The organism is Klebsiella sp. CN_Kp088, from assembly GCF_040064335.1.
GTDB classification, from domain to species: Bacteria; Pseudomonadota; Gammaproteobacteria; order Enterobacterales; family Enterobacteriaceae; genus Klebsiella; species Klebsiella aerogenes.
In genome coordinates this window covers 47562-72685 of the sequence record NZ_JBEAIQ010000022.1, presented here as the reverse complement: position 1 = coordinate 72685, position 25124 = coordinate 47562, and the positions used below count along the sequence as shown (strand labels likewise).

Genomic DNA, 25124 nt, shown 5'->3' with positions numbered 1-25124 from the left:
CCCGTGCTCGACAGAATTAAAGCCTGCTTTACCGAAAGCATTCAAACCCAAATCGCCGCCGCGGAAGCGCTCCCGGACGCCATCTCGCGGGCGGCTATGACGCTCGTTCAGTCGCTGCTTAACGGCAACAAAATCCTCTGTTGTGGTAATGGCACCTCCGCCGCCAACGCACAGCATTTTGCTGCCAGCATGATCAATCGTTTCGAAACAGAGCGCCCTGGTTTACCCGCCATTGCACTAAATACCGATAATGTGGTCTTAACCGCAATCGCCAACGATCGCCTGCATGATGAAATCTATGCTAAACAGGTGCGCGCGCTGGGACACGCCGGCGACGTACTGCTGGCGATTTCTACGCGCGGCAATAGCCGGGATATCGTGAAAGCCGTGGAAGCGGCGGTCACCCGCGATATGACTATCGTAGCGTTAACCGGTTACGACGGCGGCGAGCTGGCTGGCCTGTTAGGTCAGCAGGACGTTGAAATCCGCATTCCTTCACACCGCAGCGCGCGGATCCAGGAAATGCACATGCTCACCGTCAATTGTCTGTGCGATTTGATTGATAACACGCTTTTTCCACACCAGGACGAATAAGGAGAACACATGAAGGCTCTCTCGCCCCTCGCCATCCTGCTTTCTGCGCTACTGCTACAGGGCTGCGTCGCCGCAGCGGTAGTCGGTACGGCAGCCGTCGGCACCAAAGCGGCAACGGACCCACGTACGGTCGGTACGCAGGTTGATGACAGCACCCTGGAGCTACGCGTTAACAGCGCCTTAGGGAAAGATGAACAGATTAAGAAAGAAGCGCGTATTAACGTCACCGCTTATCAGGGCAAGGTCCTGCTGACCGGCCAGTCGCCGACCGCCGATCTCTCCTCACGCGCCAAACAAATCGCGATGGGGGTTGAAGGGACTACCGAAGTCTTCAATGAAGTGCGTCAAGGCCAGCCGATTGGCTTAGGCACCGCGTCGTCGGATACCTGGATCACCACCAAAGTTCGTTCCCAACTGCTGGGCAGCGATCAGGTGAAGTCTTCCAATGTGAAAGTGACGACCGAAAATAGCGAAGTGTTCCTGATGGGCCTGGTCACCGACCGCGAAGGCCGCGCAGCGGCGGATATCGCCAGCCGGGTTAGCGGCGTGAGCCGCGTCACAACCGCGTTTACCTATATTAAATAAACGCCCTGTATCCGTTGTAGATACTGTTATCGGTTGGCAACTTTTTTAAGGGGTTTTCCCGGACGCGGCGCGTTGCGCCTTCTCCGGGCTACCAAATCGCAAAGCGCTGTAGCCCCGGTAAGCGGCAGCGCCACCGGGGGGATTTTGAGGCCACCAGCACCGGCAGTATAAATTAACGGCAGGCCGCACGAACCGTAGGCCGGGTAAGGCGTTAGCCGCCACCCGGCACAAAATCCGGCGCCGGGGCCACAGCCCCGCTCCGGATAAATTACACCAGCGCCAGCGCGCCGACGATCGCCCCGCATAACGCCACCAGCCCACCGGTTAGCCACAGCGCTTTAGCCGGAAACGCCTTACGCAACATAACCAGCGACGGCACGCTCACCGCCGGCAACGTAATCAGCAGCGCCAGCGCCGGCGCGGTGCCCATTCCAGCCAGCAGCATCGTCTGCACAATCGGGATTTCCGCCGCCGTCGGGATAACGAACAGGCAACCGGCTATCGCCATTGCGATCACCCAGAACAGCGTGTTATCGACCGCGCCCTCGGCGTGCGGGAACAGCCAGACCCGCGCCGCGCCCAGTACCAGCACCGCGAGGATGTAAACCGGGATCGTACTCCAGAACAGCGACCACAGCGCGCGTAGCCAGCGGCTGATAAAACTGCCCTCATCGCGCTTCAATTGGCTAACGTCTTCTGCCGCTACCGGCTGCGTCGCCGCCTCTTTTACCCATTTTTGCACCAGCGTCGCCACCACCAGCACCGTCGCCAGCCCGGCCACCAGCCGGATCAGAGCAAACTGCCAGCCGAGCACGAAGCCCATAAAGACCAGCGTCGCCGGGTTCAGCAGCGGGTTGCCCATCCAGAACGCCAGCGCTCCGCCCATCGACACCTGCTGTTTACGCATACCAGCGGCGACCGGCGCGGCGCAGCAGGTACACATCATCCCCGGCAGCGAAAAAATCGCTCCCAGCAGCGTGCCCTGAAAACGAGATTGCCCAAGCGTCCTCTGCAGCCAGTCGCGTGGGATCAACACCTGAATAAGCGAACCAAGCAGCACGCCGAGCACCGCCGCTTTCCAGACCGCGAGGAAATAAACCATCGCGTAATCCCATGCCGCCTGCAACGGGTTTAGATCAGCCTGCGCGAGAATAGATTTACCGATACTGTGGGTTTCCGCGGCCGTAAAGGCTTTACCGTAATACGGCTGCCATTTGACGTACCACAGACCAACGATAACGACGAGAAAGAACAGCGCGGGTTTCCACCATTGAAATGGTGATGCCGCCTGAGATGAAGACTGACCAGCCATAGCATTCCCCAGGGAGAAGTGATAACAAATAAGGAGGTGAATACTACGCCTGCCGTCCAAATTTGAAAATGGTTAATCCGCCTGCCGGGCAGCGCGCTCCCGTAGCTGAGACGAGGTCAGGATCTGGACGCCTTCATGGCTCGGCGCCAGCGCCTCCGCGAGCAGGGCAGTCGCTACATCGCGGGCCTGAATAGCTTTCCAGTCTCCAGGCAGAAAACGAAATAGCGGTGCAAAGAGCGTTTCATTGGCGCGTTTATGCTCCCGATCCCCCAGCAACATCGAAGGACGGGCAATGGTCAGCCGCGGCCAGTCCTGCGCCATCAGCGCCTCTTCCATTTCTCCTTTCACGCGGTTATAGAAGAAGGGCGAATGCGCATTAGCGCCCATCGCGCTGACCACCAGCATATGTTGCGCTCCGAGACGCTTCCCGACCAGCGCCGTATCTACCACCAGCGTATAGTCAGCATGCACAAACGCTTCTTTACTCCCCGCCTCCCGGCGCGTGGTGCCCAGGCAGCAGAAAACGATATCGACAGGATCAACCACCTGCGCCAGTGCATCGGTCAACTGCGGATCGTGTGGATTGAATACCCCCTCCGCCACAGCAAGGGGACGGCGCGTTGGCGCAGTAATCGCGTTAATGCCCGGCTCACTCTGTAGCAGATGAAGTAAGTGCCCACCAACCAAACCAGTCGCGCCGGTTAATAATACCTGACTCATCGAATCTCCTTTGCAGAATTGTCTGCCTTGCACTTTGCCCCACATGTTCCAGGCTTAATAGCTTACGAGGTAAGTATCCACCATCATCATGGAAATGCCTCATTCACTGCCAAAAGATCGGAGGAAGAATGAGTAAAAAGATTGCCGTACTAATCACCGACGACTTTGAAGACGCTGAATTCACCTCACCTGCCGAGGCCTTTAAACTTGCCGGGCATCAGGTCGTGACGATTGAGAAGCAGGCTGGAAAAACGGTAAGAGGGAAACAAGGCGAGGCTGAAGTGGCGATCGATAAAGCGATTGATGACGTGACGCCGGCGCAGTTTGACGCCCTGTTGCTGCCTGGTGGCTATTCACCGGACCAGTTGCGGGGTGATGAGCGCTTCGTCATTTTTACTCGCGACTTCGTGAATAGCGGTAAGCCGGTCTTTGCCATCTGCCACGGCCCGCAGCTACTCATCAGCGCAGATGTCATTCGCGGGCGTAAACTCACGGCGGTTAAACCTATCGTGGTCGACGTAAAAAACGCCGGCGGTGAGTTTTACGATCAGGAAGTGGTGCTTGATAACGATCAGTTAGTCACCAGCCGAACCCCAGACGATCTGCCGGCGTTCAATCGCGAGGCGCTACGCCTGCTCGGGGCTTGAGTCGCGCAGCCAATATAGCTTTTTGCCAAAACCCAGCGTGTTGTCGGTAAATTTAAGTTCGTCGGGACGGATCTCCCACACCGGCGCCGACAGCATGCGGGCGACCGGGAAGCGCTTGACGTAGCGCTTGCGCATTTCAGCCTCTTCGTCACCGTGAAGGCGGCGGATCTCACCCTTAAACTGCACGCCGCGGATCAAGGCAACGGTCTTTGGCTGGCCGTTAACCGTCCCGGCAACCTTCGCGTGTTCGCCGGTCATCTGGCCGTGGCGGGTTTTTTCGTCGCTCAGCAGATAAAAGGCGACGTTATCCGGGTCGTAAACGTAAAACGCATTGGCGCACCACAGCTCGTCATCACGCGCGACGCACCAGGTGATGACGTGCTGTTTACCCAGCCAGCGGCTAATCGCGGCAAGCGTATCCATCTTTATTCTCCATTATGCTATGGTGCACACACCCTAACAGACTGACGTTATTACCGTGTGCTGGTTTCTCTATCTTATTCGAACCGCTGATAACCGCCTGTATACCGGCATCACCACCGATGTCCCACGCCGCTTTCTTCAGCATCAGGAAGGCAAAGGAGCGAAAGCGCTGCGCGGCAAAGGCGAACTGGCGCTGGCGTTTAGTCAGAAAGTTGGTGACCACTCACTCGCTCTGCGGCTGGAGTATCGCATCAAGCAGCTAACGAAGCGCCAGAAAGAGCGCCTCGTTGCCGGGGATGGTTCGTTCGAGACCCTGCTGGAGGGGCTCAGAAGCGATTGAAATGATCGCTGTACTCGACCAGACCGTGTACGCCCTGCAGCGCGTCATCCGCCAGACGGTGCACCTGGAAGGCTTCAGCGGTGTCCGGCCAACGGCAGCGTAAATCGAACGCGGCGGCGGGTTCAAAGCCCAAACGGCCATACAGCGCCGGTTCGCCCAGCGTAACCACCGCGGCGTAGCCAAACTCATTTAATGAATCCAGCCCTTCGTAGACCAGCTGTCGGCCGATACCCTGGCCGCGATAGCTTTCATCTACCGCCAATGGCGCCAGACCGACCCACTGCAGCTCTTCGCCTTCGACGGTGACCGGGCTGAAGGCGACGTAGCCAACTACCTGGCCTTCATCGTCAGTGGCGACTAAGCCCAGCGTGATCAAACCATCTTCACGCAGATCGTGCACCAGCTTCGCTTCCGCGTCGCTGCCGAACGTACGGCGCAGCAGCGCGTCGATACCCGGCGCATCAATCCCAATTTCCACTCGAATCAGCATGCCTCACCTACCGATGTCTGTTCAGGTTTCTGCGGGCTCTTCAGGCCTGCTTCGACAAAATCCGCCATCTGCAGCAGCATGACGCGCAGTGCTTTCGGCATCTGCTCCAGCTCGATGGCATCCATCAGGTTCTTCACGTATAGACCCAGCTCGGTATCACCTTCAATCACCAGACGACGCTGGAAGAATAGCGTATCCGGATCCTGTTTACGCGCGGCAATCATCAACAGATCGCTGGCATCGGCGCTAAAGCTGACGTCGGCGTCAGCCTGCTGGCTGACCACCAGGCGACCGTCGACTACCGAGGTATACCACAGCAGGCCAATATCTCGCACATTAATACTTAACCAGCGACCTTCGAGAAACTCCAGTTCTCCATCCGCCAGCGCCTGGCGAAATTGCCAGCTCAATACTTGTTCCAGCACCTGGCGCTTGAGGGCAAAAGGCGCCAGCTTAACCGGCACGCTCATTAAAGACGGGCCAAAACGGACCAGCCGGGAACGCAGTTCATCCAACACAAGCTTCACTCCATGCATGCAATAGTTTCACTATTGTGCCATATCAAATAAACGACATAGCGGCGTAAATCAACAAAATCGCGATGATGGCCGCCAGCTATTGAGCCCACCAATACGCTTTTAACTGCCTCAAATCAAAAATTGTCACCAGAAGGTTAACTAAAATCCCAGCTCGTTAACCATTTTGCGTCCCTGACCGGCCGCATTTTTCAGGAAAAATTATGGAGCTGCTCTGCCCCGCCGGTAACCTCCCGGCACTTAAGGCGGCCATCGAAAACGGCGCCGATGCCGTCTATATCGGGCTGAAAGATGACACCAATGCCCGCCACTTTGCCGGCCTTAATTTCACCGAAAAGAAATTACAGGAAGCCGTCAGCTTTGTGCACCAGCATCGCCGCAAGCTACATATCGCGATTAACACCTTCGCCCATCCCGACGGTTATGCCCGTTGGCAGCGTGCTGTGGATATGGCCGCGCAATTGGGCGCCGACGCGCTCATCCTCGCCGATATCGCCATGCTGGAGTACGCTGCGGAACGCTATCCGCACATTGAACGTCACGTTTCAGTACAGGCGTCCGCCACTAACGAAGAGGCGGTACGTTTTTATCACCGTAACTTTGACGTTGCCCGCGTCGTACTACCGCGGGTGTTATCCATTCACCAGGTGAAACAGTTAGCGCGCGCCACGCCGGTTCCACTGGAAGTCTTCGCCTTCGGTAGCTTATGCATCATGGCGGAAGGCCGCTGCTATCTCTCGTCGTATCTCACCGGCGAATCGCCAAATACCGTCGGCGCCTGTTCGCCCGCGCGCTTCGTCCGCTGGCAGCAAACGCCGCAGGGGCTGGAGTCACGCCTTAACGAAGTGCTGATCGATCGTTATCAGGATGGCGAGAATGCCGGTTATCCGACGCTGTGCAAAGGCCGCTACCTGGTCGACGGCGAGCGCTACCACGCGCTGGAAGAACCCACCAGCCTCAACACCCTGGAACTGTTGCCAGAACTGATGGCCGCCAATATCGCTTCGGTAAAAATTGAAGGCCGCCAGCGCAGCCCGGCATACGTCACCCAGGTAGCGAAAGTCTGGCGTCAGGCGATCGATCGCTGTAAAGCCGATCCGCAGAACTTCGTGCCGCAATCTGCATGGATGGAAACCCTTGGTTCGATGTCCGAAGGAACGCAAACCACCCTTGGCGCCTATCACCGTAAATGGCAGTGAGAAACATGAAATATTCATTAGGGCCGGTGCTGTACTACTGGCCAAAAGAGACGCTGGAAGATTTTTACCAGCAGGCGGCAAACTGTAGCGCTGACACCATTTATCTGGGCGAAGCGGTATGCAGCAAACGCCGCGCCACTAAAGTCGGCGATTGGATCGAAATGGCGAAAGCGCTGGCCGGCAGCGGCAAGCAGGTGGTGCTCTCCACCCTCGCGCTGGTGCAGGCCTCATCCGAACTGGGCGAGCTGAAGCGCTATGTCGAGAACGGCGAATTCCTGATTGAAGCCAGCGACCTCGGCGTGGTCAATCTCTGTGCCGAACGCAAGCTGCCCTTCGTCGCCGGTCATGCGCTGAACTGCTACAACGCCGTCACCCTGCGCCTGCTGCTGAAGCAGGGTATGACGCGCTGGTGCATGCCGGTGGAGCTTTCCCGCGACTGGCTGGCTAATTTACTGACCCAGTGCGAAGAGCTGGGTATTCGCAACCAGTTTGAAGTCGAAGTGCTGAGCTACGGCCATCTGCCGCTGGCCTATTCCGCGCGCTGCTTTACCGCCCGCTCGGAAGACCGGCCAAAAGACGAATGCGAAACCTGCTGCATCAAGTACCCAACCGGGCGCAGCATGCTGTCGCAGGAGAACCAGCAGGTGTTTGTGCTTAACGGCATTCAGACGATGAGCGGCTACGTCTATAACCTTGGCAACGAGTTAACCTCGATGCACGGTCTGGTGGATATGGTGCGCCTGTCGCCGATGGGTAGCGAGACCTTCGCCATGCTCGACGCCTTCCGCGCCAATGAAAATGGCGCTGCGCCGCTGGATCTCACCGCTAACAGCGATTGCAATGGCTACTGGAAACGGCTGGCCGGGCTGGAGCTGCAGGCGTAAGGTGAAGTGTAAAAGCTCACTTTGTTAACAACGGTTATTAATTTTTAATGCACTATTAAAAGATTCACCGTCGACAAAGTGAGCTGTTATGACTGATAAAACCATTCCGTTCTCGGTGCTCGATCTGGCGCCGATCCCGCAGGGATCTTCTGCTAAAGAAGCCTTTTCCCATTCTCTTGCTCTCGCCCAACTGGCGGAATCCCGCGGCTACCACCGTTACTGGCTGGCGGAGCATCATAATATGGTGGGCATTGCCAGCGCGGCGACCTCGGTGTTGATTGGCTATCTTGCCGCCAATACCACCACCCTGCATCTGGGATCCGGAGGCGTAATGTTGCCAAACCATTCGCCGCTGGTGATCGCCGAACAGTTCGGCACCCTGAATACGCTGTATCCCGGACGTATCGATCTCGGCCTTGGCCGCGCGCCGGGCAGCGATCAGCCGACCATGCGCGCGCTGCGTCGCCATATGAGCGGTGATGTCGATAACTTCCCGCGCGATGTGGCGGAGTTGGTGGACTGGTTTGACGCCCGCGAGGCTAATCCGCAGGTGCGCCCGGTTCCCGGCTATGGCGAACGAATTCCGGTGTGGCTGCTGGGCTCAAGCCTGTACAGCGCGCAGCTGGCGGCGCAGCTTGGTCTGCCGTTTGCCTTCGCCTCTCACTTCGCGCCGGACATGCTATTCCAGGCGCTGCATCTGTACCGCAGCAACTTCAAACCTTCGGCGCGGCTCGAAAAACCGTACGCGATGGTATGTATCAATATTATCGCCGCCGATAGTAATCGCGATGCGGAGTTCCTCTTTACCTCGATGCAGCAGGCCTTCGTTAAACTGCGCCGCGGTGAAACCGGGCAGTTGCCGCCGCCGGTGGAAAATATGCATCAACTGTGGTCAGCGTCCGAGCAGTATGGTGTACAGCAGGCATTGAGCATGTCGCTGGTTGGCGATAAGACCAAAGTTCGCCATGGGTTAGCGTCGATTCTTCGCGAAACAGAAGCGGACGAAATCATGGTCAACGGCCAGATCTTCGACCACCAGGCGCGCCTGCATTCGTTTGATTTAGCGATGCAGGTGAAAGAGGAATTGTTAGGTTAGCGACGTGGTAAGCCCGGTGCGCGTCACGCCACCGGGCAATGCGGTTATTGATAAACCGGCAACAGATTAAAGCTCGACAGGAAATGCACCACCGCGTTGCCGAGCCCGAACAGCAGGATCAGCGCAATCATCGGTTTTCCGCCCCAAACACGGAACTGTGGGCTGCCGAAGCGTTTACGCGAAGCGCGAGCCAGCAGCGCCGGCACAATCGCCGCCCATACCGTCGCCGCCAGGCCGGCATAGCCGATGGCGTAAAGGAAACCATCTGGTTTCACCAGCCCACCGATCATCGGCGGGATAAAGGTCAACAGCGCGGTTTTAAAGCGTCCCATCGCGCTATCGTCAAAGCCAAACAGATCCGCGAGATAATCGAACAGCCCCAGCGTCACGCCGAGGAAGGAACTGGCGACGGCAAAGTTGGAGAACACCACCAGCAGTAGATCCAGACCGCGGCTATTCAGCACGCCGCTCAACGCCTGCACCAGCACATCAATGTTGCCGCCCTTCTGGGCGATACCGATAAACTGCGGACGAGGGATATTCCCCATCGTCACCAGCAGCCAGACCACATACAGACCCAGCGCCAGTAGCGTACCGTAAATCAGACAGCGGGTAATGGTGCGCGGATCCTTACCATAATATTTCATCAGGCTCGGCACGTTACCGTGATAGCCAAACGAGGCCAGGCAGAACGGCAGCGTCATCAGCAGGTATGGCGCATAGGAGGCATTCTTCTCCACGACGTTAAACAGCGTCGTCGGCTCAACGTGCCCCAACAGGCTGCCGAAGGTCAGGAAGAAGGTAATCACCTTAGCGCCCAGTACGATAGCCGTCATGCGGCTCACCGCTTTCGTGCTCATCCAGACGATAAAGGCCACCAGCAGCGCAAAGCCGAAGCCCGCAGCGCGCGCCGGTACGTTCAGCGACATTTCACTGAAGGTATGGTGCAGGATCGAACCGCTCGCAGAAATATAGGCGTAGGTCAGGATATACAGCACAAAGGCGATCGACACGCCGTTCACCAGGTTCCAGCCTTTGCCGAGCAGGTCTTTGGTAATGGTGTCGAAGCTGGAGCCAATCCGGTAGTTAAGGTTGGCTTCCAGAATCATCAAACCGGAGTGCAGCATGCAGAACCAGGTAAAAACCAGCGCCGCCAGCGACCAGAAAAACCACGCGCCGGACATGACCACCGGCAGCGAGAACATGCCCGCGCCAATAATTGTGCCGCCGATAATCACCACGCCGCCAAATAAAGACGGTCGGGTGGCCGTAGTGGTTAGTGTCGCCATTTGCCGAAATCTCCAGTCGAAAATACTTCGCTCACGTTGAGCATGACGCACTGTACCAGTACACGAGTACAAAAGAAATAAAAAAAGCCCCAATCATGACGATCGGGGCTGTATTATTTACTTTACGCTAAGGGATTGCGCTTATTACGCATCGCCACCGAAACGACGACGACCCGCGGAATCATCACGGCGCGGCGCGGAAGCATCGTCACGACGCGGCGCGCGGCCGCCTTCACGACGTTCGCCGCTGAAACGACGACCTTCACCACGACCGCCTTCACGACGTTCGCCACCGAAGCTACGACCGCCTTCACGACGCTCGCCGCCGAAGCCACGACCGCCTTCACGACGCTCGCCGCCGCCACGACGTTCGGTGCGCGGCTGCGCATCGCCCAGCAGCTGCATGTTCATCGGCTTGTTCAGGATGCGGGTACGAGTAAAGTGCTGCAGCACTTCGCCCGGCATACCTTTCGGCAATTCGATGGTGGAGTGAGAACCGAACAGCTTAATGTTGCCGATGTAGCGGCTGCTGATGTCGCCTTCGTTAGCGATCGCGCCAACGATATGACGAACTTCAACGCCGTCATCACGGCCCACTTCAATGCGGTACAGTTCCATTTCACCCACGTCACGACGCTCACGCTTCGGACGATCTTCACGATCGCCACGCGGGCCGCGGTCATTACGGTCGCCACGACGTTCGAAACGGTCATCACGATCGCGGAATTCACGACGCGGACGCATCGGCGCATCCGGCGGAACGATCAGAGAACGTTCGCCCTGGGCCATTTTCAGCAGCGCAGCGGCCAGCGTTTCCACGTCCAGCTCTTCGCCTTCCGCGGTCGGCTGGATTTTCGCCAGCAGCGCACGGTACTGGTCCAGATCGCTGCTTTCCAGCTGCTGCTGAACTTTAGCGGCGAATTTCTCCAGACGACGTTTGCCCAGCAGTTCTGCGTTCGGCAGTTCTACTTCAGGGATCGTCAGCTTCATCGTACGTTCGATGTTACGCAGCAGGCGACGCTCACGGTTCTCAACGAACAGCAGCGCGCGACCCGCACGACCCGCACGACCGGTACGGCCGATACGGTGAACGTAAGATTCGGAATCCATCGGGATGTCATAGTTAACAACCAGGCTGATACGCTCAACGTCCAGGCCACGGGCCGCAACGTCGGTGGCGATCAAGATATCCAGACGACCGTCTTTCAGGCGCTCCAGAGTCTGCTCACGCAGCGCCTGGTTCATATCGCCGTTCAGCGCGGCGCTGTTATAGCCGCTACGCTCCAGCGCTTCTGCCACTTCCAGGGTCGCGTTTTTGGTACGCACGAAGATAATCGCCGCATCAAAGTCTTCCGCTTCCAGGAAACGCACCAGCGCTTCGTTTTTACGCATGCCGTAAGCAGTCCAGTAGCTCTGGCTGATGTCCGGGCGCGTGGTGACGCTGGACTGAATGCGCACTTCCTGCGGCTCTTTCATGAAGCGGCGGGTAATGCGACGAATCGCTTCCGGCATCGTGGCGGAGAACAGAGCGGTCTGATGACCTTCCGGGATCTGCGCCATGATAGTTTCTACGTCTTCGATAAAGCCCATGCGCAGCATTTCATCTGCTTCGTCCAGTACCAAGCCGCTCAGTTTAGAGAGATCCAGCGTACCGCGCTTCAGGTGGTCCAGCAGACGACCCGGGGTACCGACAACGATCTGCGGCCCCTGACGCAGGGCGCGCAGCTGCACGTCATAACGCTGGCCGCCGTACAGGGCAACCACGTTTACGCCGCGCATATGTTTAGAGAATTCCGTCATTGCTTCAGCAACCTGTACCGCCAGTTCGCGGGTCGGCGCCAGCACCAGAATCTGTGGTGCTCTCAGCTCAGGATCGATGTTGTTCAGCAGCGGTAAAGAGAACGCTGCGGTCTTACCGCTACCGGTCTGGGCCATACCCAGAACGTCGCGGCCGTCCAGCAGATGCGGAATGCACTCAGCCTGGATCGGAGATGGTTTTTCGTAACCCAGATCGTTAAGCGCTTCAAGGATAGGAGCCTTCAGGCCCAGATCTGCAAAAGTGGTTTCGAATTCAGCCATGTAGTACGTGTGCCTCAAAATTAATGGCGGCCAGTCTACATAACTCATCGTGAAAATTTAGAGTAATTTTCATTGAAAAGTGTGAACCGGCTCAAAGTAGGTGTATTAACGAACAACAACGCCCTCACCCGCGAAGGTGATGGCAATCAAAAAAAGGGCTGATGTGTGTTCGTCAGCTATTGCTGGTCCGATTCTGCCAGGTCATCTTGCTCCTGGCCCAAGAGCGATAATTCCAACAATGCGTATCGGTGCTCAACGTAGTTATGAACGTTGTTAGCGACCGCCAGTTTGAACAGTGCCGTAGCGCTGTCCTTGTCCCCCAGACTTAGGTAGTACTTACCTAAATAGAAGTTGGTTTCACTGAGATGCTCAGCGAGCGAGGTGTTATCCGTTGCGTCTGCCTTCAGACGGGTCATCAGCTCTTTTTCGCTAATGTCGCCAAGGTAGAACTCGACAATGTTCCATCCCCATTGCTCTTTGTCCGACTTGTTGAAGCGCTGTTTCAGTGCTTCAAGCGCCTGCTTCTCATCAAGCTTACGCTCGGCGAGGTATAACCACAGACTGCGGAAAGGATCATTGGGATCGTCTTGATAAAACGCCAGCAGATCATCTTGCGCTAACTTAGCACGGCCACCGTAATACAGAGCGATGCCGCGGTTTAAGTGCGCGTAGTTGTAAGTTGGATCAAGCTCAAGTACAGAATCAAACGCTTCATAGGCAGCATCAAAATTGCCTGCCTGCGTTAAATAAATGCCTAAGTAATTGAATACTTCAGGCATATCGGGTCGGATTGCCAGCGCTTGTGAAAAATCATTTCGCGCTAATGCCCTCAGACCGAGACTATCATACAACACTCCGCGCTCATATAAAAGCTGTGCGCGTTCGTCATCGGTTAAAGCCCGACTGGCAAGAATTTGTTCCATGCGCGCCAGAATCACTTCTTGCTGCAAAGTCGGTTGCAATGGTACCGCGAGGACGGCGTCCTTACGCCAGGCAGAGTTGCTGCATCCTGCCAGCGTGAGAGCTGTCGCCACGAAACACCAGCGCAGAAAAGGCTTCATTTCCCACTCCCGAAGACAACGATTGGATGAACGTCCAGTTCCCCGGCTGCAAAAAGGCATCCTGCCCGGAATAGACCCTCCGCCGAAGCGGAGGGCAATCGGCAACCTTACTCGCCCTGCTCTGCGGCCGGAGCTTCCGGCGCGTTAGCTGGCTGAGCCTGCTCAGTTGCTTCTTTAATGCTCAGACGTACGCGGCCCTGACGGTCAACTTCCAGAACCTTAACCGGTACTTCCTGACCCATCTGCAGGTAATCAGTCACTTTCTCAACGCGCTTGTCAGCGATCTGAGAGATGTGAACCAGACCTTCTTTACCGCCGCCGATGGCAACGAATGCGCCAAAGTCAACGATACGGGTCACTTTACCATTGTAGATACGGCCAACTTCGATCTCAGCGGTGATCTCTTCGATACGGCGGATAGCGTGCTGAGCTTTGTCTCCGTCGGTCGCTGCGATCTTCACGGTACCGTCATCTTCGATTTCGATGGTGGTGCCGGTTTCTTCGGTCAGGGCACGGATAACAGAACCGCCTTTACCGATAACGTCTTTGATCTTGTCCGGGTTGATCTTGATGGTGTGGATACGCGGTGCGAATTCGGAGATATCGCCGCGCGGCGCGTTAATCGCCTGTTCCATCACGCCCAGGATGTGCAGACGCGCACCTTTAGCCTGGTTCAGAGCAACCTGCATGATTTCTTTGGTGATACCTTCAATTTTAATATCCATCTGCAGCGCAGAGATACCGTCGCGAGAACCCGCAACTTTGAAGTCCATATCGCCAAGGTGGTCTTCGTCACCCAGAATGTCGGACAGTACGACGAAGTTATCGCCTTCTTTCACCAGACCCATTGCGATACCCGCAACGGCGGCTTTCACCGGCACGCCAGCGTCCATCAGCGCCAGAGATGCGCCACAGACGGAAGCCATGGAAGAAGAACCGTTGGATTCGGTGATTTCAGATACCACGCGAACGGTGTACGGGAATTCGTCGATTGTCGGCATTACGGCCAGAACGCCGCGCTTAGCCAGACGACCGTGACCGATTTCACGACGCTTCGGAGAACCAACCATGCCAGTTTCACCTACGGAGTACGGAGGGAAGTTGTAGTGGAACAGGAAGGAGTCCGTGCGCTCGCCCATCAGTTCGTCGATGTTCTGCGCGTCGCGTGCGGTACCCAGAGTCGCGGTAACCAGCGCCTGAGTTTCGCCACGGGTAAACAGTGCGGAACCGTGAGTACGCGGCAATACGCCGGTACGAACGTCCAGACCACGGATCATGTCTTTTTCGCGGCCATCGATACGCGGCTCGCCTGCCAGTACGCGGCTACGGACGACGTTTTTCTCGATAGCGTGCAGGATTTCACCCAGTTCGTTGGCGTCCAGGGTTTCATCTTCAGCAACCAGCGTCGCGATGGTTTCAGATTTGATGACGTCAACCTGAGCGTAACGCTCTTGTTTGTCGGTGATACGGTAAGCATCGCTCAGGCGGGATTCAGCCAGCGCAGCAACGCGCGCGTTCAGCGCTTCGTTGACGGCTTCCGGCTGCCAGTCCCAACGCGGTTTACCGGCTTCTTTCACCAGATCGTTGATGTTCTGAATAACAACCTGCTGCTGCTCGTGGCCAAAGACCACCGCGCCCAGCATCTGGTCTTCGCTCAGCAGTTCAGCTTCGGATTCAACCATCAGTACGGCCGCTTCGGTACCGGCAACCACCAGATCCAGTTTGCTGGACTTCAGCTCTTCCTGGGTTGGGTTCAGTACGTACTGGTCGTTGATGTAACCCACGCGAGCGGCGCCGATTGGGCCATTGAACGGAATACCGGACAGAGACAGCGCGGCGGATGCGCCGATCATCGCGACGATATCCGGGTTAACCTGCGGGTTAACGGAAACAACGGTCGCGATAACCTGAACTTCGTTAACGAAGCCTTCCGGGAACAGCGGACGAACCGGGCGGTCAATCAGACGCGCGATCAGGGTTTCGCCTTCGCTTGGACGGCCTTCACGACGGAAGAAGCCACCCGGGATTTTACCGGCAGCGTAAGTACGCTCCTGGTAGTTAACAGTCAGCGGGAAGAAGTCCTGGCCCGGTTTCGCTTTTTTCTGACCCACAACGGTAACGAATACCGCGGTGTCATCCATGCTAACCATCACAGCGGCCGTTGCCTGGCGCGCCATCATGCCGGTTTCCAGGGTTACGGTGTGCTGGCCGTACTGGAATTTACGAACGATCGGATTAAGCAAAATTCTATCCTTTTATCTAAAAATGACGCCATATCTACGATATCGCGCCTGATGACCCGATCCTCTGCATCCTCGCGACTAATGACAACCTTTACCCGCCCCTGCGGATGAAGCCTCTCATTAGCCGCGCGAACCTCTGCATGAAGATCATTAATAGCAACAATACATGAGTTTTTAATGAATTGCTGCCGCCTGGTCGAAAAAAGGGGCCGTGAGGCCCCTTTTTCTGAAACTCGCAGAATTAGCGACGCAGACCCAGACGCTCGATCAGCGAAGAGTAACGTGCAACATCTTTACGTTTCAGGTAGTCGAGCAGTTTACGACGCTGAGAAACCATGCGCAGCAGACCACGACGGCTGTGGTGATCTTTTTTGTGCTCTGCAAAGTGACCCTGCAGGTGGTTGATCTGTGCAGTCAGCAGTGCAACCTGAACTTCAGTAGAACCGCTGTCGTTTGCGCCACGACCGAACTCAGAAACGATTTGTGCTTTAGCTTCAACGCTTAGAGACATTTTCAAACTCCAAAATTATAAGTAAAGAAAGGGTGCCGATCTCTAATTCAGCAACCCCTGATGCAACGCCCGAAAATGTTAAAACACTTTAGCGGACGTTAAGCGGCGATATTCTACTCGTAGCAGGCTTTTATCGCAACAAAAGCGCTTACTGTGGGTATTCCACCACCAGACGACGAGGCGCGACGCGGCCTTCATCGTCGATTTCGCCCATACCGAGGAACTTGCCGGACTCGCTTTCCATCACTCGCACCAGCCCGTTCAGCGGCGCGCCTGACTGACGAACCGGGTTGCCGTTTTTAAAGTAGACCGCGGAAGTTTCCGGAATATGAACCAGCGGGTAATCCGACGCCGGGCTATCCATCGGCATCAGCAGCGGGTCAAGCAGTTGAGCGGCGGGAATATCCTCTGCCGCCGCCTGTTCGACCAGCGCCTGCAGTTGCTCCAGGGTCACCATCCGCTCGACCGGGTATTTGCTCACCGCCAGGCGACGCAGGAAAATCACGTGCGCGCCGCAGCCAAGCTTCTCGCCCAAATCATCGATAATCGTACGGATGTAGGTACCTTTCGAACAGTGGATCTCAAGCTCCAGTTCATCGCCTTCATGGCGAATAAACAGCAGCTCATAGACCGTAATCGGCCGGGCTTCACGCGGAACCTCAATGCCCTGACGAGCGTATTCGTACAGCTTTTTACCCTGATATTTCAGCGCCGAGTACATCGACGGCACCTGCTGAGTCTCGCCGCGGAAGCTATCCAGCGCCGCCGCCAGCTGTTCTTCGTTAAAGGTTAGCGGGCGTTCCTCCACCACCTGGCCATCGGCGTCGGAGGTATCCGTACGCTGACCAAGTTTGGCGATCACGCGATAACGCTTATCAGAATCCAGCAGATACTGGGAAAACTTAGTCGCTTCGCCAAGGCAGACCGGCAGCATACCGGTCGCCAGCGGATCCAGCGCGCCGGTATGGCCAGCGCGGTTGGCATTATAAATACGTTTTACTTTCTGCAGCACATCGTTGCTGGAGGCGCCCTGAGGCTTATCCAGCAGCAATACGCCGTGCACGTCGCGGCCGCGACGACGAGGACGACTCATTAGTCCTCCTTGCTGTCGTCCGGGTTCACACGACGCTCATCGTCGTGTTTCACCACGCTGGTAACCAGATTGGACATGCGCATCCCTTCGACCAGCGAGTTGTCGTAGAAGAAAGTCAGTTCCGGCACGATGCGCAGGCGCATCGCTTTGCCCAGCAGAGAGCGGATAAAACCAGAGGCTTCCTGCAGCGCTTTGATGCCCGCTTTCACCGCGGCTTCATCTTTGTCGTTGAGGAAGGTGACATACACTTTGGCATAGGCCAGGTCACGGGACATTTCCACGCCGGAAACGGTGGTCATCATGCCCAGACGCGGGTCTTTGATTTCACGCTGCAGGATGATGGCAATTTCTTTTTGCATCTCCTGGGCCACGCGCTGCGGGCGACCAAATTCTTTCGCCATAATAAATTCTCCAGAATAAAGACAAAAAAGGGGCCAAAAGCCCCTTTTTAAAATTATTGCCGGGTGGCGCTTCGCTTACCCGGCCTTCGCATAGCTATCTGACGATTAATCGATGCTACGCTGGATTTCGATGATTTCGAACACTTCGATCATATCGCCAACGCGAACGTCGTTGTAGTTCTTCACGCCGATACCACATTCCATACCGTTACGAACTTCGTTAACGTCATCTTTGAAGCGGCGCAGGGATTCCAGCTCGCCTTCATAGATAACCACGTTGTCGCGCAGTACGCGGATTGGGTTGTGACGTTTAATCGTACCTTCGGTAACCATACAGCCCGCGATGGCGCCGAATTTCGGCGATTTGAAGACATCACGCACTTCAGCCAGACCAATGATCTGCTGTTTCAGTTCCGGAGACAGCATGCCGCTCATCGCCGCTTTCACTTCGTCGATCAGGTTATAGATGACGGAGTAGTAACGCAGATCCAGGCTTTCTGACTCGATAACTTTACGTGCGGAAGCATCGGCACGAACGTTGAAGCCAACCAGAATCGCGTTGGAAGCTGCAGCCAGGGTCGCGTCGGTTTCGGTGATACCACCTACGCCGGAACCGATGATCTTCACTTTCACTTCGTCGGTAGACAGTTTCAGCAAGGAATCGGAAATCGCTTCGACAGAACCCTGCACGTCCGCTTTCAGCACGATGTTCACTTCGTGAACTTCGCCTTCGGTCATGTTAGCGAACATGTTTTCCAGTTTAGATTTCTGCTGGCGAGCCAGTTTAACTTCACGGAATTTGCCCTGACGATACAGCGCAACTTCACGCGCTTTTTTCTCGTCACGAACGACGGTAACTTCATCACCCGCAGCCGGAACGCCGGACAGACCGAGGATTTCCACCGGAATGGACGGACCCGCTTCCAGCACTTCGCGACCCAGTTCGTCACGCATCGCACGTACGCGGCCATATTCAAAGCCACACAGTACGATATCGCCCTTGTGCAGAGTACCTTCGCGAACCAGAACGGTAGCTACCGGACCACGACCTTTATCCAGGAAGGATTCGATGACCGCGCCGCTCGCCATACCGTTACGTACCGCTTTCAGCTCGAGAACTTCAGCCTGCAGCAGGATAGCGTTCAGCAGGTCGTCGATACCGGTACCGACTTTCGCCGATACTGGGATGAACTGCGCTTCGCCACCCCACTCTTCCGGCATCACACCGTACTGGGAGAGTTCGTTCTTCACGCGATCCATATCCGCTTCCGGCTTATCGATCTTGTTCACTGCAACCACTACCGGCACCTGCGCCGCTTTGGCGTGCTGGATAGCTTCCACAGTCTGCGGCATCACTCCGTCGTCTGCCGCCACCACCAGAACCACGATATCCGTCGCCTGCGCGCCACGAGCACGCATGGAGGTAAACGCGGCGTGGCCCGGGGTGTCCAGGAAGGTGATCATGCCGTTGTCAGTTTCTACGTGGTATGCGCCGATGTGCTGGGTAATACCACCCGCTTCGCCGGAGGCAACCTTAGTAGAACGAATGTAGTCCAGCAGAGAGGTTTTACCGTGGTCAACGTGACCCATGATGGTCACTACCGGTGCGCGCGGTTCAGCCGCAGCGCCGGTGTCACGGTCGCTCATTACTGCTTCTTCCAGCTCGTTTTCACGACGCAGGATAACTTTGTGGCCCATCTCTTCGGCAACCAGCTGAGCGGTTTCCTGGTCGATGACCTGGTTGATGGTCGCCATCGCGCCCAGTTTCATCATCGCTTTGATGACCTGAGAACCTTTGACCGCCATTTTGTTGGCCAGCTCGCCAACGGTGATGGTTTCGCCGATCACAACATCGCGGTTAACGGCCTGAGCCGGCTTCTGGAAGCCCTGCTGCAGAGAAGAACCTTTGCGATGTTTGCCGCCTTTACCGCCGCGAACGGCCGCACGGGCTTCTTCACGGTCAGCTTTCGATTCAGCGTGTTTGTTGCCTTTCTTCGCCGGGCGAGCAGCTTTGCTGTTACGGCCACGGCCGCGACCGCCTTCAACTTCACGATCGTTATCATCTTCAGCCTGACGCGCATGCTGAGACGTGGTTACGTGATAGTCGGTCGTTTCTTCTGGGGTTTCCGGAGTTTCACTCCAGTTTTTTTCATTTTCTTCAGCCATACGGCGTGCTTCTTCCGCTACACGGCGCGCTTCTTCTTCAAGTTTGCGGCGTGCTTCTTCTTCCGATTTGCGCTTCAGCTCCGCTGCTTCGTTCTCACGGCGGGTCTTTTCAGCCTGGGCGGTCTTGGTCATTTCGTCGGTATGTTGATTGCTCACTTTGTCTTTTTCCGCGGCTTCACGTTTCGCTTTTTCAGCGACTTCACGTTTAGCTTGTTCTGCGGCCTCACGTTCAGCTTTTAATTGCGCCTCGCGCTTAGCTGCTTCTTCAGCTTCACGACGGGCTTGCTCTTCCGCTTCACGCTGCGCCTGCTCTTCCGCGGCCAGGCGTTCAGCCTCTTGCGGATCGCGTTTCACAAAGGTGCGTTTCTTGCGGACTTCGATTTGTACCGATTTACTCTTTCCACCGGTACCTGGAATATTCAACGTGCTGCGCGTTTTACGCTGCAACGTCAGCTTGTCAGGCGCCGAGCCGTGTTCACGGTTCAGGTGCGTTAACAAGGTTTGCTTCTCTTGCGCGGTCACAGAATCATCAGCCGATTTGCGAATACCTGCATCAGCAAATTGCTGTATCAGGCGATCCACAGAGGTCTGAATTTCTGAGGCCAGCGCTTTAATAGTCACATCTGTCATGCTGTTCCTTCCTGCTACAGTTTATTACGCTTCGTCGCCGAACCAACAAATGTTGCGAGCAGCCATGATGAGTTCACCAGCTTTCTCGTCGGTCATACCTTCGATATCAGCCAGGTCATCAACGCCCTGTTCGGCGAGATCTTCCAGCGTACAAACACCACGGGCAGCCAGCTTAAACGCCAGAGCACGGTCCAAACCTTCCAGATTCAATAAATCGTCGGCAGGTTTGTTGTCTCCCAGGCTTTCTTCCTGAGCCAGCGCCAGTGTAGTCAGTGCGTTTTTCGCACGCTCACGAAGTGCTTCAACGGTCGCTTCATCAAGGCCGTCGATTTCCAGCAGTTCTTTCATCGGCACATAGGCCAGTTCTTCCAGCGAGGAGAAGCCCTCTTCAACCAGTACGGTTGCGAAATCTTCATCAATATCGAGATATTTGGTGAAGGTATCGATAGCGGCATGGGCTTCAGCCTGGTGCTTAGCCTGCAGGTCATCAACGGTCATGACGTTGAGTTCCCAGCCGCTGAGCTGCGATGCCAGGCGGACGTTCTGACCGTTACGGCCGATCGCCTGCGCCAGGTTGCCTGCTTCTACCGCGATGTCCATGGTGTGTTTATCTTCATCCACCACGATGGACGCGACGTCAGCCGGCGCCATGGCGTTAATCACGAACTGCGCCGGGTTATCATCCCACAGGACGATATCGATGCGCTCGCCGCCAAGCTCGGTAGAAACCGCCTGAACGCGCGCACCGCGCATACCTACGCAAGCGCCAACCGGGTCGATACGCTTGTCATTGGTTTTCACGGCGATTTTCGCACGAGAACCCGGATCGCGGGCTGCGGCTTTGATTTCCAGCACTTCTTCGCCAATTTCCGGCACTTCAATGCGGAACAGTTCGACCAGCATCTCCGGTTTGGAGCGAGTCACGAACAGCTGCGCGCCGCGCGCTTCCGGACGAACGGCGTACAGCACGCCGCGAATACGGTCGCCCGGACGGAAGTTTTCACGCGGCAGCATATCTTCACGCAGGATCACGGCTTCAGCGTTGCTGCCCAGATCCAGAGTGATGTTGTCGCGGTTTACTTTTTTCACCACGCCGGTGATGATCTCACCTTCGTGCTCGCGGAACTGATCGACAACCATCGCGCGCTCAGCTTCACGTACTTTCTGTACGATAACCTGTTTAGCGGTCTGCGTGGTGATACGGTCGAAGGTGACAGATTCAATCTGATCTTCAACGTAGTCGCCGACGTTCATGCTTTCATCTTCGTAACGCGCCGCTTCCAGCGTGATCTCGCGAGTTGGTTGAGTCACCTCTTCAACCACCAGCCAGCGACGGAAGGTGTCGAAATCACCGCTTTTACGGTCGATTTCTACGCGAACGTCGATCTCTTGTTCGTATTTTTTCTTGGTCGCCGTTGCCAGAGCGCTTTCCAACGCTTCGAAAATCTTCTCGCGCGGCAGCGCTTTTTCGTTGGAAACGGCTTCAACAACAGCCAAAATTTCTTTGTTCATCGGGGCCTTTCACCTCAATCCAGACTGTTAAAAGTGGGGAACCAGGTTCGCCTTCTGGATGTTACTCAGCGCGAACACTTCATCTTTGCCTTCGACGGTTACCGTGATCATCTCACCGTCTACCGCTTTGATAATGCCCTGCCATTTACGACGGTTCTGTACCGCCATACGCAGCACCAGCGAAACTTCTTCACCGGTGAAACGTTGATAGTGTTCAGCAGTAAACATCGGACGGTCGAGACCAGGCGAAGAGACTTCCAGGTTGTAAGCGACGGTGATTGGATCTTCGACATCCATGACAGCACTGACCTGGTGGCTCACATCAGCACAATCATCAACATTGATGCCATCTTCACTATCAATATAGATGCGCAGTGTGGATGTGCGACCGCGAATAAATTCGATGCCGACCAGCTCAAAGCCAAGCGCTTCAACTGGCGCAGTGAGCATCTCTGTTAATTTTTGCTCTAATGTGGACAAACCCACCCCCAAGACATAAAAAAAGGGCGTATAGCCCAGTTATTCTGAAGTCAGATAACAAAAAACCCCGATAAATCGGGGCTTTAGATAACTGAACCCTGAGACCGCAATTGCGATCTGGAACACCTTCCAGAAGAATTCTTTCAAATCCGGCTACGAAGGACCTAGTCCTCACAGTATATTTGAAAAAGTACTTAATGGGAAAGTGGTTGCGGGGGCCGGATTTGAACCGACGACCTTCGGGTTATGAGCCCGACGAGCTACCAGGCTGCTCCACCCCGCGCCTGAAACGTGGCATATTTTACTCTTTCTGAGTAAAAGACGCAAATACTGCTGGGATTTGGTACCGAGGACGGGACATAAAATCGTGGTGAATTGTATCGATAAATCATATATTTTGTCAACATCCATTTTACACCACCCGCTTGCCGTTTATGCTGGCATTTCAGGCTTTTTTAGCAAAATCACCATCAGGCTCTTCCTGTCGCCAGCAAAAGATGATTAAATGAAAACTCACAATTAGTGCATAAAAATGCAAATTTGTTGTTGAGTCGAACTCACCACAGTCTATCTAGCAGGGTTTTATTTTATGACGACGATTCTTAAGCATCTCCCGGTTGGTCAACGTATTGGTATTGCTTTCTCCGGTGGGCTGGATACCAGCGCCGCCCTGCTGTGGATGCGTAAAAAAGGCGCGGTTCCTTATGCATATACCGCGAACCTGGGCCAGCCTGACGAAGACGACTACGAGGCCATTCCGCGTCGTGCGAAAGAGTATGGCGCTGAAGGCGCTCGTCTGATTGATTGCCGCAAACAACTGGTGGCGGAAGGCATCGCGGCGATTCAGTGCGGCGCATTCCATAACACCACCGGCGGCTTAACCTATTTCAACACCACGCCGCTGGGCCGCGCCGTGACCGGCACCATGCTGGTTGCAGCGATGAAAGAAGATGGCGTCAACATCTGGGGCGACGGTAGCACCTATAAAGGCAACGATATCGAGCGTTTTTATCGCTACGGCCTGCTGACCAATGCGGAACTTCAGATCTACAAACCGTGGCTGGATAGCGATTTCATTGATGAACTGGGCGGCCGTCATGAAATGTCCGAGTTTATGATAGCCTGCGGATTCGACTACAAAATGTCTGTCGAGAAAGCCTATTCCACCGATTCCAACATGCTGGGCGCGACGCACGAAGCAAAAGATCTCGAATTCCTTAATTCCAGCGTGAAAATCGTCAACCCGATTATGGGTGTGAAGTTCTGGGATGAAAGCGTAAAAATCGCCGCTGAAGAAGTGACCGTGCGTTTTGAACAGGGTCATCCGGTTGCGCTGAATGGTAAAACGTTCAGCGATGACGTCGAACTGATGCTGGAAGCTAACCGCATCGGCGGTCGCCACGGTCTGGGCATGAGCGATCAGATTGAAAACCGCATCATCGAAGCGAAAAGCCGTGGCATCTATGAAGCTCCGGGGATGGCACTGCTGCATATCGCCTACGAGCGCCTGCTGACCGGTATCCACAACGAAGATACCATTGAGCAATATCATGCTCATGGCCGTCAGTTGGGTCGCCTGCTCTATCAGGGTCGCTGGTTCGATTCCCAGGCGCTGATGCTGCGCGATTCGCTGCAGCGTTGGGTCGCCAGTCAGATCACCGGCGAAGTGACTCTGGAACTGCGTCGCGGCAACGACTACTCAATCCTGAATACCGTTTCAGACAACCTGACCTATAAAGCAGAGCGTCTGACCATGGAAAAAGGCGATTCCATGTTTACCGCTGAAGATCGTATCGGCCAGCTGACCATGCGCAACCTGGACATTACCGATACCCGTGAGAAGCTATTCGGCTATGCCCAATCCGGGCTACTCAGCGCGTCTTCCGCCACCGGTCTGCCACAGGTTGAAAACCTGGAAAATCGCGATAAATAAACCGCGAAGCCAAACTCTCCAGCCGGCGCTAACCCGCCGGCTTTTTTATTTCCGCAATAAATCCTAAATAACAACTCTGCTTTATCGTTATAGTTTATGACATCACTATTTTTAATAATCACCATCTATAATTTATCGAATACCTGTACTCTTATACCGAGAGGATCGCAATGAATATTAAACCTCCCGTTCGGCCGCAAGACGCGATCAATCGTCTGATGTCGTTGCTGGAACCGCATGCCACGCCAATAAATATGGTCGCAAGGAAAAGGCTTAGCTGGGAATATAAAGGCAAAATCCAGCTCTATCTGTTTAAGAAAGGTGAGCTATCCATTTTTCGCTCATCGGACAGATTACTTATGGTCACCGTCTATGAGCCGCACCTGTTTGGCGTAGCCGAAATGCTGCAGCCCAGCCGTAGCCACGGCCTTCGTGCGGAAGTCGATACGGAGATCCTGCGGATTGACAGCGATAAAGCCATGCAACTCTTCAGTGAGCATAACATGTGGGAAGAGGTCACCCGGCTGCTGGCTTACCACACCTCTTATTTGGTGTATCGCGACGATTTAGTATTACAACAGCGGACTTATTCGGTCATTCGTAATCATTTAATGGAAATGTTACTGCTTCCTGAAGAGACCCGCTCGCGGGTATCCATGCTGGAATATATTCAGGACCGCACACATTTGTCGCGCAGCAGTATTCTGAATGTGTTATCAGCGTTGAAAAAGGGCGGCTATATCGAGTTTGCCCGCGGTGGTTATTTACAGAGTATCACCTCCCTGCCTGAGAAGTTTTAGTCCCCGCTTGACCAGCAACTTATCGCCCTCGGCCATTGTTTAAAATTAAACATATAAACGGTAACGGCGGGCGATAAATGCTTCTATTCTGCACATAACT

General features: G+C 55.3%; 25 protein-coding genes and 1 tRNA gene. 9 read left to right on the top strand and 17 right to left on the bottom strand.

Annotation, left to right across the window (positions count from 1 at the left end):
• The first annotated feature begins 3 nt into the window (after nucleotides 1-3).
• A complete protein-coding gene (gene diaA, locus ABLV08_RS12355; protein WP_015369544.1) occupies nucleotides 4-594 on the top strand; it encodes a DnaA initiator-associating protein DiaA in 591 nt (196 codons plus the stop codon).
• A 9-nt stretch (nucleotides 595-603) separates the two neighbouring features.
• Nucleotides 604-1179 carry a division/outer membrane stress-associated lipid-binding lipoprotein gene (gene dolP, locus ABLV08_RS12350; RefSeq protein WP_015369543.1) on the top strand — a complete coding sequence of 192 codons (576 nt, stop codon included), beginning with the start codon at nucleotides 604-606 and terminating at the stop codon, nucleotides 1177-1179.
• Nucleotides 1180-1447: 268 nt separating this feature from the next.
• On the opposite strand, the gene ABLV08_RS12345 is transcribed toward dolP, so the two are convergent.
• Both ABLV08_RS12345 and ABLV08_RS12340 read right to left on the bottom strand, forming a co-directional pair.
• Complete coding sequence (locus ABLV08_RS12345) at nucleotides 1448-2491, bottom strand: permease (RefSeq protein ID WP_348855901.1); 1044 nt, start codon at nucleotides 2489-2491, stop codon at nucleotides 1448-1450.
• Nucleotides 2492-2563: 72 nt separating this feature from the next.
• Complete coding sequence (locus ABLV08_RS12340; RefSeq protein ID WP_149270241.1) at nucleotides 2564-3211, bottom strand: NAD(P)H-binding protein; 648 nt, start codon at nucleotides 3209-3211, stop codon at nucleotides 2564-2566.
• A gap of 128 nt (nucleotides 3212-3339) precedes the next feature.
• On the opposite strand from ABLV08_RS12340, the gene ABLV08_RS12335 reads away from it, so the two are divergent.
• Entirely contained in the window at nucleotides 3340-3858 is a 519-nt protein-coding gene (locus ABLV08_RS12335; protein ID WP_348855900.1) for a type 1 glutamine amidotransferase domain-containing protein, read from the top strand.
• Here the strand turns inward: ABLV08_RS12335 and ABLV08_RS12330 are convergent.
• A complete protein-coding gene (locus ABLV08_RS12330; RefSeq protein WP_015369539.1) occupies nucleotides 3838-4281 on the bottom strand; it encodes a YhbP family protein in 444 nt (147 codons plus the stop codon). The two genes, ABLV08_RS12335 and ABLV08_RS12330, sit on opposite strands and share 21 nt — an antisense overlap.
• Before the next feature lie 49 nt (nucleotides 4282-4330).
• On the opposite strand from ABLV08_RS12330, the gene ABLV08_RS12325 reads away from it, so the two are divergent.
• Nucleotides 4331-4621, top strand: coding sequence for a GIY-YIG nuclease family protein (locus ABLV08_RS12325; protein ID WP_026612209.1), 291 nt, complete (start codon nucleotides 4331-4333; stop codon nucleotides 4619-4621).
• On the opposite strand, the gene ABLV08_RS12320 is transcribed toward ABLV08_RS12325, so the two are convergent.
• Together ABLV08_RS12320 and ABLV08_RS12315 are read right to left on the bottom strand one after the other, a co-directional pair.
• Nucleotides 4608-5111, bottom strand: coding sequence for an N-acetyltransferase (locus ABLV08_RS12320; protein WP_015703593.1), 504 nt, complete (start codon nucleotides 5109-5111; stop codon nucleotides 4608-4610). The two genes, ABLV08_RS12325 and ABLV08_RS12320, sit on opposite strands and share 14 nt — an antisense overlap.
• The gene (locus ABLV08_RS12315) at nucleotides 5105-5629 is read right to left on the bottom strand and encodes an SCP2 domain-containing protein (protein ID WP_015369536.1); all 525 of its coding nucleotides are present in this window, start codon (nucleotides 5627-5629) and stop codon (nucleotides 5105-5107) included. The genes ABLV08_RS12320 and ABLV08_RS12315 overlap by 7 nt, the downstream gene beginning before the upstream one ends.
• Before the next feature lie 221 nt (nucleotides 5630-5850).
• Between ABLV08_RS12315 and ABLV08_RS12310 the strand changes: the two genes are divergently transcribed.
• From ABLV08_RS12310 to ABLV08_RS12300, 3 genes are all read left to right on the top strand, one after another.
• Nucleotides 5851-6846, top strand: a complete 996-nt coding sequence (locus tag ABLV08_RS12310; protein ID WP_045377933.1) for a peptidase U32 family protein — start codon at nucleotides 5851-5853, stop codon at nucleotides 6844-6846.
• 5 nt (nucleotides 6847-6851) lie between these two features.
• Nucleotides 6852-7730, top strand: a complete 879-nt coding sequence (locus tag ABLV08_RS12305) for a U32 family peptidase (RefSeq protein WP_032710032.1) — start codon at nucleotides 6852-6854, stop codon at nucleotides 7728-7730.
• Nucleotides 7731-7818: 88 nt separating this feature from the next.
• A complete protein-coding gene (locus tag ABLV08_RS12300; RefSeq protein WP_015369533.1) occupies nucleotides 7819-8826 on the top strand; it encodes an LLM class flavin-dependent oxidoreductase in 1008 nt (335 codons plus the stop codon).
• Nucleotides 8827-8870: 44 nt separating this feature from the next.
• Here the strand turns inward: ABLV08_RS12300 and mtr are convergent, their stop codons facing one another.
• From mtr to ABLV08_RS12240, 12 genes are all read right to left on the bottom strand, one after another.
• Nucleotides 8871-10115 carry a tryptophan permease gene (mtr, locus tag ABLV08_RS12295; RefSeq protein WP_015369532.1) on the bottom strand — a complete coding sequence of 415 codons (1245 nt, stop codon included), beginning with the start codon at nucleotides 10113-10115 and terminating at the stop codon, nucleotides 8871-8873.
• A 144-nt stretch (nucleotides 10116-10259) separates the two neighbouring features.
• Nucleotides 10260-12194 (bottom strand): DEAD/DEAH family ATP-dependent RNA helicase, encoded by a 1935-nt coding sequence (locus ABLV08_RS12290; RefSeq protein WP_015369531.1) that lies wholly within the window; start codon nucleotides 12192-12194, stop codon nucleotides 10260-10262.
• Nucleotides 12187-12267, bottom strand: coding sequence for a protein YrbN (gene yrbN, locus ABLV08_RS12285; protein WP_086538083.1), 81 nt, complete (start codon nucleotides 12265-12267; stop codon nucleotides 12187-12189). The genes ABLV08_RS12290 and yrbN overlap by 8 nt, the downstream gene beginning before the upstream one ends.
• Nucleotides 12268-12370: 103 nt before the next feature.
• Nucleotides 12371-13255, bottom strand: coding sequence for a lipoprotein NlpI (gene nlpI / locus ABLV08_RS12280; RefSeq protein ID WP_020077841.1), 885 nt, complete (start codon nucleotides 13253-13255; stop codon nucleotides 12371-12373).
• Nucleotides 13256-13362: 107 nt separating this feature from the next.
• Complete coding sequence (gene pnp / locus ABLV08_RS12275) at nucleotides 13363-15498, bottom strand: polyribonucleotide nucleotidyltransferase (RefSeq protein WP_020077840.1); 2136 nt, start codon at nucleotides 15496-15498, stop codon at nucleotides 13363-13365.
• 241 nt (nucleotides 15499-15739) lie between these two features.
• Nucleotides 15740-16009, bottom strand: coding sequence for a 30S ribosomal protein S15 (gene rpsO, locus ABLV08_RS12270; RefSeq protein ID WP_015369527.1), 270 nt, complete (start codon nucleotides 16007-16009; stop codon nucleotides 15740-15742).
• Nucleotides 16010-16157: 148 nt separating this feature from the next.
• Nucleotides 16158-17102: a tRNA pseudouridine(55) synthase TruB gene (gene truB, locus ABLV08_RS12265; RefSeq protein ID WP_015369526.1), complete on the bottom strand. Its 945-nt coding sequence runs from the start codon at nucleotides 17100-17102 to the stop codon at nucleotides 16158-16160.
• Complete coding sequence (rbfA, locus tag ABLV08_RS12260) at nucleotides 17102-17503, bottom strand: 30S ribosome-binding factor RbfA (RefSeq protein WP_002918248.1); 402 nt, start codon at nucleotides 17501-17503, stop codon at nucleotides 17102-17104. Before rbfA ends, truB begins: the two co-directional genes overlap by 1 nt.
• 105 nt (nucleotides 17504-17608) lie before the next feature.
• On the bottom strand, nucleotides 17609-20299 hold the full coding sequence (gene infB / locus ABLV08_RS12255; RefSeq protein ID WP_015369525.1) for a translation initiation factor IF-2: 2691 nt from the start codon (nucleotides 20297-20299) through the stop codon (nucleotides 17609-17611).
• Nucleotides 20300-20323: 24 nt separating this feature from the next.
• Entirely contained in the window at nucleotides 20324-21811 is a 1488-nt protein-coding gene (gene nusA, locus ABLV08_RS12250) for a transcription termination factor NusA (RefSeq protein WP_015369524.1), read from the bottom strand.
• Nucleotides 21812-21838: 27 nt separating this feature from the next.
• Nucleotides 21839-22291: a ribosome maturation factor RimP gene (gene rimP, locus ABLV08_RS12245; RefSeq protein WP_015703598.1), complete on the bottom strand. Its 453-nt coding sequence runs from the start codon at nucleotides 22289-22291 to the stop codon at nucleotides 21839-21841.
• 206 nt (nucleotides 22292-22497) lie between these two features.
• Nucleotides 22498-22574, bottom strand: a tRNA-Met gene (locus ABLV08_RS12240).
• 306 nt (nucleotides 22575-22880) lie between these two features.
• Here ABLV08_RS12240 and argG point away from each other — a divergent pair.
• Together argG and ABLV08_RS12230 are read left to right on the top strand one after the other, a co-directional pair.
• Nucleotides 22881-24224 (top strand): argininosuccinate synthase, encoded by a 1344-nt coding sequence (gene argG, locus ABLV08_RS12235; protein WP_015369521.1) that lies wholly within the window; start codon nucleotides 22881-22883, stop codon nucleotides 24222-24224.
• Nucleotides 24225-24394: 170 nt separating this feature from the next.
• A complete protein-coding gene (locus tag ABLV08_RS12230) occupies nucleotides 24395-25024 on the top strand; it encodes a winged helix-turn-helix transcriptional regulator (protein ID WP_015369520.1) in 630 nt (209 codons plus the stop codon).
• The last annotated feature ends 100 nt before the right edge of the window (nucleotides 25025-25124 follow it).

Bases quoted from the DNA above. Each gene is read 5' to 3' on its own strand.
- dolP (WP_015369543.1), top strand. From the start codon at position 604: ATGAAGGCTCTCTCGCCCCTCGCCATCCTGCTTTCTGCGCTACTGCTA.
- ABLV08_RS12345 (WP_348855901.1), bottom strand. From the start codon at position 2,491: ATGGCTGGTCAGTCTTCATCTCAGGCGGCATCACCATTTCAATGGTGG.
- ABLV08_RS12340 (WP_149270241.1), bottom strand. From the start codon at position 3,211: ATGAGTCAGGTATTATTAACCGGCGCGACTGGTTTGGTTGGTGGGCAC.
- ABLV08_RS12335 (WP_348855900.1), top strand. From the start codon at position 3,340: ATGAGTAAAAAGATTGCCGTACTAATCACCGACGACTTTGAAGACGCT.
- ABLV08_RS12330 (WP_015369539.1), bottom strand. From the start codon at position 4,281: ATGGATACGCTTGCCGCGATTAGCCGCTGGCTGGGTAAACAGCACGTC.
- ABLV08_RS12320 (WP_015703593.1), bottom strand. From the start codon at position 5,111: ATGCTGATTCGAGTGGAAATTGGGATTGATGCGCCGGGTATCGACGCG.
- ABLV08_RS12310 (WP_045377933.1), top strand. From the start codon at position 5,851: ATGGAGCTGCTCTGCCCCGCCGGTAACCTCCCGGCACTTAAGGCGGCC.
- ABLV08_RS12305 (WP_032710032.1), top strand. From the start codon at position 6,852: ATGAAATATTCATTAGGGCCGGTGCTGTACTACTGGCCAAAAGAGACG.
- ABLV08_RS12300 (WP_015369533.1), top strand. From the start codon at position 7,819: ATGACTGATAAAACCATTCCGTTCTCGGTGCTCGATCTGGCGCCGATC.
- mtr (WP_015369532.1), bottom strand. From the start codon at position 10,115: ATGGCGACACTAACCACTACGGCCACCCGACCGTCTTTATTTGGCGGC.
- ABLV08_RS12290 (WP_015369531.1), bottom strand. From the start codon at position 12,194: ATGGCTGAATTCGAAACCACTTTTGCAGATCTGGGCCTGAAGGCTCCT.
- yrbN (WP_086538083.1), bottom strand. From the start codon at position 12,267: ATGAAAATTACTCTAAATTTTCACGATGAGTTATGTAGACTGGCCGCC.
- nlpI (WP_020077841.1), bottom strand. From the start codon at position 13,255: ATGAAGCCTTTTCTGCGCTGGTGTTTCGTGGCGACAGCTCTCACGCTG.
- rpsO (WP_015369527.1), bottom strand. From the start codon at position 16,009: ATGTCTCTAAGCGTTGAAGCTAAAGCACAAATCGTTTCTGAGTTCGGT.
- truB (WP_015369526.1), bottom strand. From the start codon at position 17,102: ATGAGTCGTCCTCGTCGTCGCGGCCGCGACGTGCACGGCGTATTGCTG.
- rbfA (WP_002918248.1), bottom strand. From the start codon at position 17,503: ATGGCGAAAGAATTTGGTCGCCCGCAGCGCGTGGCCCAGGAGATGCAA.
- infB (WP_015369525.1), bottom strand. From the start codon at position 20,299: ATGACAGATGTGACTATTAAAGCGCTGGCCTCAGAAATTCAGACCTCT.
- nusA (WP_015369524.1), bottom strand. From the start codon at position 21,811: ATGAACAAAGAAATTTTGGCTGTTGTTGAAGCCGTTTCCAACGAAAAA.
- argG (WP_015369521.1), top strand. From the start codon at position 22,881: ATGACGACGATTCTTAAGCATCTCCCGGTTGGTCAACGTATTGGTATT.
- ABLV08_RS12230 (WP_015369520.1), top strand. From the start codon at position 24,395: ATGAATATTAAACCTCCCGTTCGGCCGCAAGACGCGATCAATCGTCTG.